Below are 14986 nucleotides of genomic sequence, written 5' to 3'. Positions count from 1 at the left end.
GTTCTCGACTTCGGCCTCGCGAAAGTCCAGTCCGTACCGGAGGACGACGGAGCCAGCCGTCGCTCACGACCGACGGTCTCGTCGTCGGCACGGCGCAGTACATGTCTCTGAGCAGGCGAGCGGAAGAAGGTCGACGCGCGCAGCGACATCTTCTCCCTCGGCATCGTCTTCTACGAGCTCCTGGCGGGAAAGCTCCTTCGAAGGGAGACGCTGGTCGATGTCATGTACGCCATCCTCCACCTTCGGGCACCCGCCGATTCCCGGCTTCGGTGAAGCGGCGTCGTCCGGGGGTCGCCGAAGTCGCGGACCGGGCCCTTCGCAGCGGACCCGGCCCAGCGATTCGCCTCGATGCGCGAGATGGCCGCCGCGATCGTGAGTGTGCTGGCCACCGGGGCCGGGAGCTCGGCGAGCCCGCACCCGCCCGCACCGCGTCCGCGCGGTTCCGACGATGTCGGCGCTCCTCGGCGGTGCCGGCCCCGGAGCCGCCGGCGGCTCGCGCTCGCCGTGGGGGCGTGCTTCCTCGCGGCCGTCGCCGGTGCAGCCGTTCCTCTCTGGTTCGGTCGGGGCGGGAGCCGGGGTCTTCGGGAGGGGCCGCCCCTCAGACCGGTCCAGCTGACCTCGTCCGCCGGCCTCGACGTCTTTCCCGCCTTCTCGCCCGACGGCAGAGCCCCGGCCTACGCGTCTGACCGGTCGGGCCGGTTCGAGATCACCGCCGGCCCCTGCATCGGGAAGCCGGGAGACCCAGCTCACGACGGACGGCCGGCAGAACCTCACCCGGCCTGGTCGCCCGACGGCGAGACGATCGCCTACCACGTCAAGAGCGTCGGCGGCAGGTTCCTCGTGCCCGCCTCGGTGGCGCTTTCGCGCCAGCCAGACGACGTTCGGCCTGCGTCCCTCGTTCTCGCCCGACGGCAAGCCCTCGTCCTCGAAGTCGGGGTCGGTGGTCGACTGCGGCGAACCTGCTCGGCGCGCCTTCCTCCGTCCTCTGGATCGCCCTCGACGGTTCGCCGCCAGCGCCCTGACGCAGGTGTGGGGCGGCCCGAGCGGCGGGCACGGCGCGCGGCCCCGGTCGCCCGATTTGGGGAAGGCGGATCACCGTTAGCTACAAACTGCACGTCCTCCGGAGATCTGGACTGTCGGCGTGGACGGCAATGGCCGGCGAAGTGGAGCTGAAGGAACGGGCAGTGCTACGGTTCGGTATGGGGTTGACGGCGGCGCCGTCCCCTTCCCGTGCTGGTCGGAAAACTGGAGCGTCGTTCACCGGCGCAGGTCGCGACACAGACGGTGCTGGCCCTCGCGCCTGAGGATCGCGACGTCTGGTGTCGCGGGGCTCGGCTGGGTCAAGAGCGCCGGCGGTCTCGCGCGACGGCACCTGGTGCCGCCTACGCCGGCCTCGCGATGGGCCAGCAACATCTGGAAGCGGTGCCCCCGACGCGCGGAAGGCCAGCGGCCCGGTCGGCCAAGACGCGCGAGACGGGCGGCCTTCGTCCGCCGTCTCTGAACGACGGCAGCAGATCGCGTTTGTAGCCGCTGGAGGCCCGGCGCGAACCAGGACATCTGGATCGTCGGTGCCGACGGCGGAGACGGGCGTTCAGCGGACGACCGATCCTCCGACGACGACTACCCGCACTGCTTCGCGGAGTACCGCCGGCTCGGGTTCATGTCGCCCGGCGTGGCCACCGCGCCTTCTTCTCCTCGACCTCGCGACGGGGCGGAGGATGCGGTCGCCGACTTCTGGCCCGGGGCAATCACGCGATGCGCATCTCGCCGACGGCACGAAGGTCGCGTTCCACCCAACCGCGGAGGGACGACGCTGAACGTCTGGGTCGCCGAGTTTCCCGGCGGGGACGCTGCGGCAGATCACCTCCGACACTTGAGCTCGCTGCGTTCCTGCAAGCGGGCTCCTGACGGCACGACGCTCGCCTCTGAGGCCAAGCGCGAAGAGGACGTCCACGTCTTCACGGTTCCTGCCACCGGCGGGACGCCGGTCCAGCTGACCCGCGGCCGGGGCAGCAGCTGGTTCACTCGTTCCTCGCCGGACGGCTCGAAGATCGCCTTCGCCGGCCTGCGCGACGGCGTCTGGAACGTGGGATGGGTCTTCCGCGACGGGAAGACGGGATCGCACGGTGACGGCGAATCGCCGCCTCAATACCTATGTCCGCTACCCCGCCTGGTCGCCGACCGGCGACGCCACATCTACTAAAGAGCTTGCCGAGACGACTGGAACATATGGCTCGTCGAGATGTCTCGTCGAAGGGCGGCCAGAGAAGGCCGGAGGCAAGCCGTGAGCGAGACGATCTTCACGCGGATCATCCGGGGAGATCCCGAGCCACCGGGTCTCTGGTGACGTGATGGTTCGCGTTCCTCGACATCGCGCCCCTCGCGCCAGGTCACACGCTCGTCGTCCCGAAGGGAGCGGCGGCCACGGTCGACGCGCTTCCGAGGAGTCGGCGGCGGCCATAGGACGTCCTTCCGCGCATCGCTCGCTGTGATGGTGGCCGCGACCGGTACGCGCGACTTCGCAAACGTCTCCTTCAGAACGGGTCGGCGCCGCCGCACACCAGGCAGTGCCGCACGTCCACTTCCAAGTTATCCTTTGCGCCCGACGCCGGGCACGGGCTCGGCATCGACCGGCTGAGCGGCCGGCTCGACGCGGACGAGGGGAAGCGGATGGCCACGGCGGTGGCCGCCTGGCTGGCGGAAGGCTGACGGCGGCGACCGGTCAGGGCGCAGGGGCTCGGCGAGCCGCCGCACGACGCGCCTGCGGGCGAGGGCCGCCGAGACTTTCGTCGTAGACCCCGTCGAGGACCTCAGTCTGCCTCAGGCTCGCCCGCCGGCTCGTCGGAAGCGAAGTACGCCTCGCTCCAGCGGGCCTTCCCGTCTTCCACCTCGACCTTGAGGGTGCAGCGCGGTCGATCCTGGTCTCTCTTCCGCCTGCCGTACTTGAAGGACGCCTTCGCGTCGACCACGTGGATCGTCACGACGCGCCGGGCTCCTCCTCGACGCCTGCGGCGCGTCGAGAAATCGCGGACCTTCGTCGAGGTCGCGCACCTCTGTCGGGATGCGCGTGTGCGCGACGCGCCGCCGATGAAGCCGGGATTGCCCTGACGTCGACCCGCGTAAAAAGTCCGCCGGGCTGCCAGCGGAGCGCGATCGGGCCGGGAGTCGTACTGCAGCCGGCCGGCCTCCTCGACGAGCGCGGCGCGAGCTGGAAGCGGAACGGCAGGTAGATCTGCAGGAGAGCGACGGCGCCACGAGAAGGAGCGCGAGGGCGAGGGCTGAGTGACGGCGCAGGACCTCCTCAGGCCCGATTCGAAGGGTAGCGGAGAAGGAGAAGCGGAGAGGCCTGGCCCGGACGGCGACCCGGTCCCCTCCTCGAGCTGGACTGCGAGGTGTGCGTGGCTCCGTCGGGAGGGACGGCGTGACGACGCCCGCCGCGAGTCGAGGCCGCAGCAGAGGAGAGGCAGGGGCCCGCGCACTGGGGACGAGCGGGGCGTTGCCGCGGGTCGTCACGACGAGCGTCCCAAAGCGGGTTTGATAACTCTCCCCGCTCCCCTCGAGGCTCCGCGTGATCCGGAAGAAGAGCGTCGTGCCGCTCTTCTTGACCTCGACCCACGCATCTCTCACGCGCATGTCGGCCGGGTACGGACGGCGCGTGAATCGCGGCGAGCGGGTCCGCGGCGACTGCGTGGCCGCTCGGCGGCGGGCGAAGGGCGGCCGGGGCCGGGGCCGCGGTCCACGTCGGGAGAGGCGGTGGCGGCGGCGAGGGGCGCGGCGTGGCGGTCGGGCTGGGGCGTGTGGGACGGCGTGGGCGTCGGCGGAGCCGGTGGCGGGACGGGAGTCGGCGACGGACCGGCACCGGTGTCCGCGTCGACGTCGGCCGAGGCGGCGCCGTGGGGCGATCGATCGATGGCGATGAGAACGGGGTCTCGACGGGGCCGGCGCGGACGAGGAGAGGGCGACGGGCACTGGGGTGGCGGTCGGCGTCGGGTCTTTCATGGTGCGGCATCCGGCGGCGCTCAGGCCGTCGCCGTAGCGGCGGAAGACGCGGGAGACGCGACGGTCGGCGGGCCGCAGGATGATCCAGAGCGACACGCCGAGAAGCGCCACGAAGAGGTGCCGAGGAGGACGAGCTCGGCGGGGATGCGCCTTCCGCTCTTTGCCGACGGTGTCGGCGTCGAAGTCGGCGGGCGGCAGGGTTGAGGCGTGCGGGCGTGCGCTGCTCAGCCGCCGGCTGCAGCGGCGGGCCGGAACCGGCTTGCGGCATCAGGTGCACCGGCCTGCCTTGGTCTCCTCGGGCTCCAGCCGGGCCGTGAGAGAAGCCGCCCCGGAGTCGTGACCGGGCGAGCGCCTTAATGAACGCGGTACACGAGGCAAACCGCCTTTCCGGAGTCTTGGCGAGGACGCGGGTGAAGACCGCGATCCACCGGTGGAAGGCCGCGGCGGAACTGCGACGGCGGAGGCATCTCCTCGAACGCGGTCCGGCGGAGGAGGACGGGGGTCGGCTCCCTTCCTCGTACGGCAGGTGGCCCTGCGAGGATGCGGTAAGCGACGATGCCGAGGGGAGTACTGGTCCGCCGTGGGCCGGCCGCCGTCCTAATCGCCCGCTCGGGGCGACACGTAGAGAGGTGTCCTGAGGGTCATTCCCGTGTGGGTGTGCTGGGTCGCCTCGGCGATCTCCTTGGCGAGCCTGAAGTCTTGAAAGGTGCGTCGAGCCTTCTTCGTCGAACAGGACGTTCAGCGGCTTCACGTCGCGGTGGACTAACCCTTGCCGTGGCGTAGTCCGAGCGCCGAGGCGAGAGTTCGGCCACGCGACGGCGGTGCCGTCGTCGACGGGGTGCACGAGCCGGTCGTGGACGGGGAGCCGCCGGAGAGGACGGGCATCGACGAAGAGCGCGTCCCGCCTGAGGCCCACGTCGAAGACGCGACGATGCCCGGAGTTCTGAGCGCCGCGGTGCGCGCCTCGCGCAGGAAAACGGCTCTATAAATCTGGGTGACTCGCGAGCGCCCTGACGATCTTGACGGCGACCCGCCGTTTCAGCAGCTCCTTTGTCGCCTCCCACACCTTGGCCATCCCGCCGGCACCGAGCCGTCGCGTCGGCGTGTAGCGTCCCAGCTTCGTCCTGAGACCGGCTCCATTGGAAGCCTCCGCGCTGTGAGGTGGAGCGGGTTCAGTTCCACGTCTGACGCGATCTGGCCGGCGAGTCGTTCTCCGTCGGCTCAGCGCCGCGCGCGTCCGCGCTAAAGAGGAACCCCGCCACGGTCTCTGCCAGGACGGGCTCCCCAAGCGCGAGCCGCCGGGCATCGAACGCCGGGTCGTGGAACACGAGGAAGAGCCGCCGCCATGTACCGAGGCCGACCGCCGTACCGCGCGCCTCCAGGAGACGATGGTCCTCAGGGCACGCAACGCCTGGCTGAGGAGGGGGAGCGCGTGAGGCGCCAGCGCGGCCGGCGGATACCAGCGCAGGTGGAGGGCCCGGCGGCCACGAGCCTGCTGCCACCTCGCCGGGGGCGAGGGCCGCGGCGAGCGGGAGGCCAGCCAGAGCGCCAGAGTGTCGCTTCTATCGCACCGCTCAGCGCACGACGCCGCCGCGCCGGCAGGCGGGGCGGCCTCCCCATCGCCGTCCTCACGTCGCGCGCGCGGCAGAACGGTCAGACCCGTCCTCGCGGCGAGGCGGGACGGGTCGATCAGGTCGGCGATCGAGAGGCGCAGGAGAAAGAGCGACTAGAACGCGAGGCGCGCGGAGGACGCGGCCCGAGAGGACGAGGGTGAGCTGAAACGCCGGGAGAGCGCGAGGCCGAACCCTCGAGGAGGAGGCGAACGGCGCGAGACGCTCCGAGGCGGTTCCTCGGAGCGGCGGGACGCGAGAGAGCGGTGCACCACCGACCCGAGGACGACGAGGACGATCGCCGCGCCGCCGAGCGCCGGTTCCCTCCGGGACCTGGGACGAGCTGGAGCGCGGCGAGCGGGAGCGAGCAGGCAGAGCGAGCACCGCGGCGCGGAAGGACCGACGAGCGTGTCGCCTCCGGAAGCGAGGGGGCGTAGAGGAGAGGGGACCGCCGTCGCCACGGCGACGAGAGCCGCGGAGGAGGCCGCGCGTCTGCCGGGATCGGGACGGGAAGCGGCGAGCTGGCTGCCGCCCCCGTCCTCTCGAGGACATGGACGGAGCGCGAAGACGCGGGCGAGAACGCCGACGGGAGGCAAGCTGGAGCTACAGGGCCTCGAAGGGAAGTTGCGGCTGCGCCCGGCCGCGCGCCCGGAGGCGCCCCATTTGACGGGCCGGTCGGCGGTCGGTACCGTCGATGCCCGCATGGCCTCCACCACCTGCCACCGCCGCCGACATCACCGTCCTCGAGGGGCTCGAGCGGTCTGGTAAGCGCCCTGGGCATGTACATCGGCGGGGTCGATTCCTGCGGGCTTCACCACCTCGTCTGGGAGAGATCGCCGACAACGCCGTCGACGAGGTCATCAACGGCTACGCCACGCGGATCGAGGTCCGCCCTTCGCCGACGGGCGCGAGGTGGAGATCTCGACAACGGCCGTGGCATCCTGGTCGACGTCCACCTGAAGTATAAGAAGCCCGCCCTCGAGCTGATCCTGACGACGCTCCACGCGGGAGGGAAGTTCGAGCAGGGCAACTACGTCCACTCGGGCGGACTCCACGGGGTCGGGTCGTCGGTCGTCTGCGGGCTCTCGTCCGAGATGACGGTCCACGTCCGCCGCGATGGGAACGAGTGGCGGTAGACGTACGGGCAGGGAAGGCGACCTCGAGGCTGACGAAGGTCTCCACGGAGAAGGTGCAGGCAGCGGGACGACCGTCCGTTTCCGCCCCGACGCGGAGATCTTCGGGAAGCTCTCTTCCTTCGACGCGACGAGATCCGGCGACCGGCCTCGAGGCGAAGACCTACCTCCACCCGTGGCCTGCGCGTCGTCTTCGTCGACGACGCAGAAGCCCGCCGTCCGCGAGGAGTTCGCCCACGACGGCGGTCTCGCCGACTACCTGCTGAAGGTCGTCGCCGAGCGGGCGAAGACCCCGACCCACGCCAGCGGCTTCGTCCTCGTCCGCGACGCCGAACCGCGCCTCGAGCTCTCCCTGCAGTGGACCGAGTCGACCGACGAGCACTTCCGCTCCTGGGTCAACGGCATCCCGACCTCCTCGGGCGGGACGCAGGAGAGCGGCCTGAAGGCGGCGCATCGTCAAGGCCGTCCGGAATCACCTCGGCACGCACGCGCTCCTCCCAAAGGGGGGTTACCCCTTCAGCGGAGGACATCCGCGAAGGGCTCGTGGCGCTCCTCTCCGTCTACGTCCTCGAGCCGCAGTTCCAGGGCAGACGAAGGAGCGGCTCAACAATCCCGAGGTCGCCGCGCAGGTCGACGGCGCGGTGCGCCTGGCCCTCGAGAACTGGCTGAACGAGAATCCCTCCGTCGCCGAGCAGATCGTCGGCCGGATCGTCATGGCGACGAAGGCCCGCGAGGCGCCGCGCGCCGCGGCCCAGCAGGTCACGCGCAAGACGGCGATCTCGCACCGCCTGAACCTCCCCGGCAAGCTCGCCGACTGCTCCCTCGACCGACCCCGCCGAGTCGGAGCTCTTCATCGTCGAGGGGACTCGGCCGGCGGCTCGGCCAGGGCAGGGGCGCGACCGCCAGACGCAGGCGATCCTCCGCTTCGCGGCAAGGTGCTCAACGCCGAGCAGGCGAACTCGGCGAAGGTGGCGGGAAACAAGGAGCTCACCGACATCGTCTCGGCCCTCGGCTGCGGCAGCGGCGGCGACTTCGACATTTCGAAGCTCCGGTACGGCAAGGTCTTTCTCCTGATGGACGCCGACGCCGACGGCCACCACATCTCGACGCTCCTCCTCACCTTCTTCTGAGGCACCTCCCCGAAGCTGATCCTCGAAGGGCACGTCCATCTCGCCCAGCCGCCGCTCTACCGGGATCGACGCAGGGAAGGAGACGTACTGGGCGCTCGACGAGCGCGAGCGCGACGCCGTCTTCGCGAAGCTCCCGAAGAACGTGAAGCCTGGAGGTGATGCGCTTCGGGCCTCGGCGAGATGATGCCCGGAGCAGCTGAAGGCGACGACCCTCGACCCGCGCCGCCGGCGCGCTGAAGGTGACCGTTCCGACGTCCTCGAAGCCGAGCGGACGTTCACCGACCTCATGGGAAAGGGACCCGGGAGCCCGATACCGCTTCATCACGGAGCGTGCACGTGAAGCCGACTCTCTGGACGTCTGAGAACGGCGGAGGCGTCCGGTGATTCAGGCGGCGCCTGGCATTCCCGGTGCGGCCTCCATGAAGGCCTCTTCCAGCGCTACCGCGCCGAGATCCTCCTCGTCTTCCTCACCGTCGGGGGTTCGCCCTCGTCTACCTTCCGTTCTGGAATGCGATGGGGACGGTCTACCGGGCCTGGGACGGGCCGAACTACCTGACGGTCGCCAGGACCGGCTACCAGATCCCCGACGGCTACGCGCTCCTCGGATACGTCTACGTCAAGTCGGACTACCTCGTCCACCTCCCGGGCTACCCCGCTCTCATCCGTCTCTTCTCCTTCCTCGGCTACCAGCACGCGATGCTCTTCGTCTCGATGCTCTGCAGCGCCGGGGCCGCCATCCTCTTCTACCGGCTTTGCAGGGATACCTGGCACCTCCCGCAACCCCTGTTCCTGGCCACCGTCTTCCTCTTCTTCCCGCCGCGCTGGCTCTACTTCCGAGCACCGGCTCGACGGAGGCCACGTACCTCCTCTTCACGCTCGCGGCGATCACCCTCTTCGAGAAGGACAGGGTCGGGTGGGCCTCGGTCATGGCGGCGCTCGCGACGATCACGCGGGTTCCCGGCCTCCTCATCGCGGCGGCTTTCGGCCTGATCCTCCCTGCAGCGGAAGCAGTGGCGCTCGCTCCCGTGGCTCCTCCTGCCGCCGGCCGTCCTGTCCGGCTACTTCCTCTTCTGGAGCCAGACCGGGAACTTCTTCCAGTACCTGGCGGGGCACGGCGACAAGGCCGGCTCCTTCCGCCCGTTCGGTTTCATTGCCGCGCCTCTTCGAGCTCGGGGCGATCCACCAGGTCGAGTACTTCATCCTCCTGGCGTTCGTCTACGGCATCGGCATCTCGCGCATCCGGAAGCTCGAGACGATCTTCGTCTACTCGGCGCTCCAGTTCCTCCTCCACGTCAACGTCTCCACCGAGGAGTGGCCGCGTTACTGGCTCGTCATGGCCCCGTTCGCGCTCGTCGTCGGATTCCACGACATCTGGGAGACGCGGGAGGCGAAGTGGCTCTTCGCGATCCCGGTCGTCATGGGATTCGTCTACTGCTGGGGCGCGATCCCTCTCAACGGGGTGCTGCCGGACTACTGGAAGCTGGCTCTCGCCCAGCTCGGCCTCTTCCACGAGTGGACGCCTCCCTGACACCGCCCCGCCGCCCGCGTGGCGGACGCGCCCTGCGGCTCCTCCTCGAGGCGCTCGCGGTGACGGCTCTGGCCGTCGTCTCCTTGCTGGCCGTCTGGTCCCATCAGCGAGACGACTCCCCGACGTCCGACGAGGCCATCCACCTCTTCTCGGGAGCGGAGGCGCTCGAAGACGGCTTCGGCTGGCTCAACCCCGAGCACCCGCCGCTCCTGAAGCTGGCGGAGCGTTCGCACTGCGGCCGCTCGGCCTGCGAACCCCTTTGCGAGATCACCCCGTGCACCTCCTCGCCGTTCGGTGGCTATTCGCAGTGGCTCTACGGCAACCGGGCTCCCGCCCACGCGATCGTCGCCGCGGGACGCCGCCCGTTTCCATGGCTTCTCGCCGCCCTCGTCGTCGCGATGCACCTCTGCGTCCGGCCGCACGCCGGTCCCGTCGCGGCCCTCCTCGCGACGGGACTCGTCGCCTTCGACCCGACTTTCGTCGCGCACGCGGCCTACGTCCACACCGACGTCGGCGCGGCGCTCGCGTTCCTCCTCGTCACGGCCCTTTGCGCGCGGGCGGCGGCGGGTACGACCCTCTGGCGCTGGCTCGTCCTCGGCCTCGCGCTCGGCCTCGCCCTCGTCACGAAGTTCTCGACGATCCTCCTCGTCCCGGTCGTCGTCGCCGCCGGACTCCGGCTTCCTCCGTCGGCGCGAGGAGTCCGAAGTCCCGGGACGGTCCCGGGTCGTCACGCGACCGCGCCATCGGCGCCCTCCTCGCCCTCGGCATCGCGGCGCTCGTCGTCCAGGGCGTGTACGGTGCGGTCCTGCGGCGCATGTCGCCCGAGCTCGCGGAGGCCTCGATCCGTTCGTACCTCCAGGGGCGCCCCGCGCGTCCGGACGAGGTCGAGCGCTACGCGGCCCTCGCGAGGATCGCCCCGCCGCTCGGGCACTACGTGGCCGGGGCCCGGGGGTCGCGCTCCTGAGCGAGAGAGGGCGCGGCGCGAACTTCTTCCGCGGCGAAGTCTCGGAGCGGGTTTCCCCTCTCCTCCCGCGGTCCTCCTCCCGAAGTCGACGCCGGCGTTCCTGGCGATCCTCGTGTGCGCGCTCCCGCTCGGCATCCTCCGGATCCGCAGCGGCGGGCCCCTGCCGGCCGCGAGCCATGCGCTCGCCGTCCTCGTTGCGCTTCGGCCTTTCGGCCGTGCTTCTCGTGGTCGCGACGCGCTCGACGTTCAACATCGGAGCCCGCCACGTCCTGCCGGTCTGGACGCTCCTCGTCTTCGCGGGGACCGTCGTCTTCGGCCGGGGCCTCGCCGGCAGGCCCGGGCTCCGCGCGGCGGCGGCCGCCGTCCTCGTCGGTTCCGCCGGGGCTTCACTCCTGTCCGCGGGCCCCTCGCCCATCGCGTACTTCAACGGCCTCGCCGGGGGCGCCGCGGGCGGGCGCGCGTGGTTCTCCGACTCGAACGTCGACTGGGGTCAGGACCTCTACCGGCTGCACGTCTACCTGCAGGAGCGCGGCTGGGAGGAGACGACGACGATCGTCGCCTTCGGGGCGTCGCCACGAACTACTACTCCCGGACGGCCCGCCTGCTCGACCCCGAGAAGAGCATCGCGCCGGGGCGCTACGCCGTCTCGCACATGATGGAGACGCTCGGTACCCGGTTCACGAGGGAGTTCGAGGGCGAGGCCGCGGCGCGCCAGGTGGACGAGCTCCTGAAGGCGCTGAAGGCGCGCGGCAGGAGGATCGCCCTCGTGGGCGGGTCGATCACGATCTGGGAGCTGCCGGGGTAGCGATCGTCTCAGGGCCTCTCGTCCGGAAGGACCGGCAGGACGAGGTGGGAGGGGAGGCGGTTCCCTGCTGGACGCGCTGCGTCGCCGGCCGGAAGTCGGCTCTCCGTCGCCTCGCGGATGTTCACGAACGTCTGCGGGTTCCGGTCGACGAGCGGGAACCAGCTGCTCTGCACCTGCACCATGATCCGGTGCCCGCGCCGGAACGTGTGCAGGACGCCGGGCATCGAGAAAGCCACGGTCTCGATCGTCCCCGGCGTGAACGGCTCGGGCTTCTCCAGGCTCCTGCGGAATTTCCCGCGGAACGGCTCGCCCCGCACGAGCTGCTGGTTCCCTCCCAGCTTCGAGCGGGCCGGCTTCTCGTCCCACGCGTTGCGGAGGGTCCACTCCCAGGGCTCGACCGGCACGTCGTCGGGCCAGACGTCGATCAGCTTCACGACCCAGTCGGCGTCGGTCCCCGTCGTCGATGCGGAGAGGTGTACGCCGATCGGGCCGGCGACGGTGACGTCGCCGTCGAGCGGGGGCGTCTGCCAGACGGCGACGTCGGGCCGCCGCGCGGCGAAGCGCTGGTCGGCCGTCATGTAGTCGGCGTTCATCCCGATGTCGATCGACTCGAGGTACGGGACGGGCTTCGCGGGGTCGCTCACCCACTCCGCGACGGCCGACGTCCCGCCGCCGCCAGCGCCTCCGTCGAGAGCCTTCCTCCGGAGCCCAGCCGGTACGCCGTCGGCGTCACGTCCTTCGGCGGCCAGGTGTCGAAGGCGCGCCAGCGGTTGCGGCCCGTCTCGAATACGGTCGCCTCGGGAAGCTTCGGGTCCGCGGCGCCCTTGAGGTGGTGCAGGAAGAACGGGAGCTCGATCTCCTCGCGGTATCTCAGCGACGTCTTCTGCCCGAACGTGACGCGCCCGTGCGCATCTCCGTCGCTGCGCGCCCATCCGCCGTGCCACCACGGGCCCATGACGAGGCGGTTGCTCGCGCCGGGGCTCTGCCGCTCGATCGCCCCGTACGTCTCGAGCGCGCCGAAGGCGTCCTCGGCGTCGTACCAGCCCCCCGACGGTCAGGACCGCGGGCCGGATCCCCTTGAGGTGCGGCCTCGTGTTCCGCGCCTTCCAGAAGCCGTCGTACGCCTCGTGGGCCATCAGGTCGTCCCAGAAGCGGACGTCCTTCATGTGAACGCCCAGGTTCTTCACGGGGCCCGCTTCGAGGAAGAAGCGGTAGCCGTCGAACGTGCCGTGGTCGAACCGCGGTGGCCACTTCGTCGTCGGCTCGGGGCGGGTCTGGCCGAACCGGTTGTAGAAGTTGAAGGAAGCTGCGAGGAAGAACGCGCCGTTGTGGTGGAAGTCGTCCCCTTCGAACCAGTCGGACACGGGGGCCTGCGGCGAGACGGCGACGAGCGCCGGGTGAGCGTCGATGGCCGCCATCGCGGCGTAGAAACCGGGGTAGGAGATGCCCCAGGCGCCGACCTTCCCGTTGTTGTGGGCCACGTTCTTCACGAGCCACTCGACGGTGTCGAAGGCGTCGCTCGACTCGTCGAACTCCTTCGGCCCCTTCCCCGGGGCGTGCGGCCGCACGTCGACGAACGTCCCTTCCGACATCATCCGGCCGCGGACGTCCTGGAGCGCGAAGATGAACTTCTCTCGCGCCGCGGCCTCGGACGGGCCGAGCGCGTCGGGATAGGCGTCGATTCCGTAGGGCGCGACGGAATAGGGCGTCCGGATCATCAGGATCGGGTAGCGCTTCGCCGGGCCCGCGTCCTTCGGGACGTAGACCGAGGTGAAGAGCCTGGTCCCGTCGCGCATCGGGACGAGGTGCTCGTGCTTCGAATACGCCTCCCGGATGAAGGCCGCGAGTGGAGCCTGCGGCTCTCCGGCCCGGGCCTGCAGGGCGAGGAGGGAGAAGGCGGCGACCGGGACGAGGGCACGAAGTTCCATCGGCGGACCTCCCCGCGGGAAGCGTTTCCCCGACGTTAGCAGGAGGACGGCCCCGTGGGATGATCCCCGGTCGGAGTGACCGAGTCATGCAGAGAATCCGCCTCCTTCCCCTCCTCGCCCTGTACTTTGCGTTCGTCCCGATGACCGCAACCGCAGAGGCCCCGACCGCCGCCGATGCGAAGGCCTTCGTCGAGAAGGCCGAAGAGAAGCTCCTCGCCGCCTCGATCGCCGCCGAGCGTGCGAACTGGGTCGCCTCGAACTTCATCACCGAGGACACCGAGCTCATCGCCGCCGAGGGCAACCAGCGCCGGATGGAGCTGGCCGCCGGCCTCGCCAAGGAGGCGACCCGCTTCGACGGCCTCGCCCTCGACGCCGAGGTCGCCCGCAAGCTCGCGCTTCTCAAGCTCTCCCTCACGCTCGCCGCCCCTGCCGACCCGAAGAAGAGCGAGGAGCTCGCCCGCGTGGCGGCTGGCATGGAGGCGGCCTACGGGCGCGGCAAGTGGACGCCGCCCGGCGGCGAGCCGCTCGACCTCGAGGAGATCTCGCGCCGGATGGCGACGAGCCGCGACCCGAAAGAGCTCGCCGCGCTCTGGGCCGGCTGGCACTCCGTCGCCCCGCCGCTGCGCAAGGACTACGCCCGCTACGTCGAGCTCGGCAACGCGGGGGCGAAGGAGCTCGGCTTCGCCGACATGGGCGCGATGTGGCGGTCGAAATACGACATGCCGCCGGATGCCTACGCCAGGGAGCTCGACCGGCTCTGGGAACAGGTGAAGCCCCTGTACACCTCGCTTCACGCGTACGTCCGGATGAGGCTGCGCGAGACCTACGGCAAGGAGGTCGTCCCCGAGAAGGGGCCGATCCCGGCGCACCTCCTCGGGAACATGTGGGCCCAGCAGTGGGGCAACCTCTACCCGATCCTCGCCCCGAAGGACGCCGACCCGGGCTACGACCTCACGAAGATCCTCGTCGAGAAGAAGACCGACGCGCGGCAGATGGTCCGCTACGGAGAGGGCTTCTTCACCTCGCTCGGGATGGCGCCCCTCCCGAAGTCCTTCTGGGACCGTTCCCTCTTCACCCGCCCGCGCGACCGCGAGGTCGTCTGCCACGCGAGCGCCTGGTGCATCGACTGGGTCGACGACCTGCGGCTGAAGATGTGCATCGAGATCAACGCCGAGGACTTTGCCACCGTCCACCACGAGCTCGGGCACAACGTCTACCAGCGCGCCTACAACCGCCAGCCCGTCCTCTTTCGCGACAGCGCCAACGACGGCTTCCACGAGGCGATCGGCGACACGGTCGCCCTCTCGCTCACGCCGGAGTACCTCGTCAAGCTCGGTCTCCTCCCGAAGGCGCCTCCTCCCGGCAAGGACGTCGGTTACCTCCTGAACATGGCGCTCGAGAAGATCGCGTTCCTCCCGTTCGGCCTCCTCATCGACAAGTGGCGCTGGCAGGCCTTCTCGGGCGAGGTGCCCGAGGCCCGCTGGAACCAGGCGTGGTGGGACCTGAAGCTGAAGTACCAGGGCGTCACCCCGCCGGTGGCGCGCACCGAGGCCGACTTCGACCCGGCCGCCAAGTACCACATCGCCTCGGGCACTCCCTACTCGCGCTACTTCCTCGCGCACGTGCTCCAGTTCCAGATGCACCGCGCCCTCGCGAAGACGGCCGGCTGCACGACGCCGATCCACACCTGCTCGATCTACGGGAACAAGGAAGCGGGAGCCCGGCTGATCAAGATGCTCGAGATGGGGCAGAGCAAGCCGTGGCCCGACGCCCTCGAGGCCGTGACCGGGCAGCGCCAGATGGACGCCACGGCCGTCCTCGAGTACTTCGCGCCGCTCCAGAAGTGGCTCGACGAGCAGACGAAGAACGCCCCGAAGGGGTGGTGAGGC

General features: G+C 70.4%; 8 protein-coding genes and 2 pseudogenes. 8 read left to right on the top strand and 2 right to left on the bottom strand.

The window, feature by feature from the left end:
- Nucleotides 1-348: 348 nt before the first annotated feature.
- From IPN03_00125 to IPN03_00115, 3 genes are all read left to right on the top strand, one after another.
- Nucleotides 349-1173 carry a PD40 domain-containing protein gene (locus tag IPN03_00125; protein ID MBK9372173.1) on the top strand — a complete coding sequence of 275 codons (825 nt, stop codon included), beginning with the start codon at nucleotides 349-351 and terminating at the stop codon, nucleotides 1171-1173.
- A gap of 700 nt (nucleotides 1174-1873) precedes the next feature.
- Nucleotides 1874-2203 carry a hypothetical protein gene (locus tag IPN03_00120; protein MBK9372172.1) on the top strand — a complete coding sequence of 110 codons (330 nt, stop codon included), beginning with the start codon at nucleotides 1874-1876 and terminating at the stop codon, nucleotides 2201-2203.
- Nucleotides 2204-2370: 167 nt separating this feature from the next.
- On the top strand, nucleotides 2371-2463 hold the full coding sequence (locus IPN03_00115; protein MBK9372171.1) for a hypothetical protein: 93 nt from the start codon (nucleotides 2371-2373) through the stop codon (nucleotides 2461-2463).
- A gap of 347 nt (nucleotides 2464-2810) precedes the next feature.
- On the opposite strand, the gene IPN03_00110 is transcribed toward IPN03_00115, so the two are convergent.
- Complete coding sequence (locus IPN03_00110; GenBank protein MBK9372170.1) at nucleotides 2811-2981, bottom strand: hypothetical protein; 171 nt, start codon at nucleotides 2979-2981, stop codon at nucleotides 2811-2813.
- 3322 nt (nucleotides 2982-6303) lie between these two features.
- Here IPN03_00110 and IPN03_00105 point away from each other — a divergent pair.
- The 4 genes and pseudogenes from IPN03_00105 (at nucleotide 6304) to IPN03_00090 (ending at nucleotide 11169) form a co-directional block, all read left to right on the top strand.
- Nucleotides 6304-8234: pseudogene (locus tag IPN03_00105) on the top strand (DNA topoisomerase IV subunit B).
- A 151-nt stretch (nucleotides 8235-8385) separates the two neighbouring features.
- Entirely contained in the window at nucleotides 8386-8862 is a 477-nt protein-coding gene (locus tag IPN03_00100; protein ID MBK9372169.1) for a hypothetical protein, read from the top strand.
- A 160-nt stretch (nucleotides 8863-9022) separates the two neighbouring features.
- Nucleotides 9023-9400, top strand: coding sequence for a hypothetical protein (locus IPN03_00095; GenBank protein MBK9372168.1), 378 nt, complete (start codon nucleotides 9023-9025; stop codon nucleotides 9398-9400).
- Complete coding sequence (locus IPN03_00090) at nucleotides 9385-11169, top strand: glycosyltransferase family 39 protein (protein ID MBK9372167.1); 1785 nt, start codon at nucleotides 9385-9387, stop codon at nucleotides 11167-11169. The genes IPN03_00095 and IPN03_00090 overlap by 16 nt, the downstream gene beginning before the upstream one ends.
- A gap of 8 nt (nucleotides 11170-11177) precedes the next feature.
- On the opposite strand, the pseudogene IPN03_00085 reads toward IPN03_00090, so the two are convergent.
- Nucleotides 11178-13097 (bottom strand): annotated as a pseudogene (locus tag IPN03_00085) (CocE/NonD family hydrolase).
- Nucleotides 13098-13183: 86 nt separating this feature from the next.
- Between IPN03_00085 and IPN03_00080 the strand changes: the two are divergent.
- A complete protein-coding gene (locus IPN03_00080; protein ID MBK9372166.1) occupies nucleotides 13184-14983 on the top strand; it encodes a M2 family metallopeptidase in 1800 nt (599 codons plus the stop codon).
- Nucleotides 14984-14986: the final 3 nt, after the last annotated feature.

The organism is Holophagales bacterium (assembly GCA_016719485.1).
Lineage (GTDB): Bacteria > Acidobacteriota > Thermoanaerobaculia > UBA5066 > UBA5066 > UBA5066.
The sequence above is the reverse complement of the archived record's forward strand: the minus strand, read 5'-3'. Positions and strand labels throughout refer to the sequence as shown.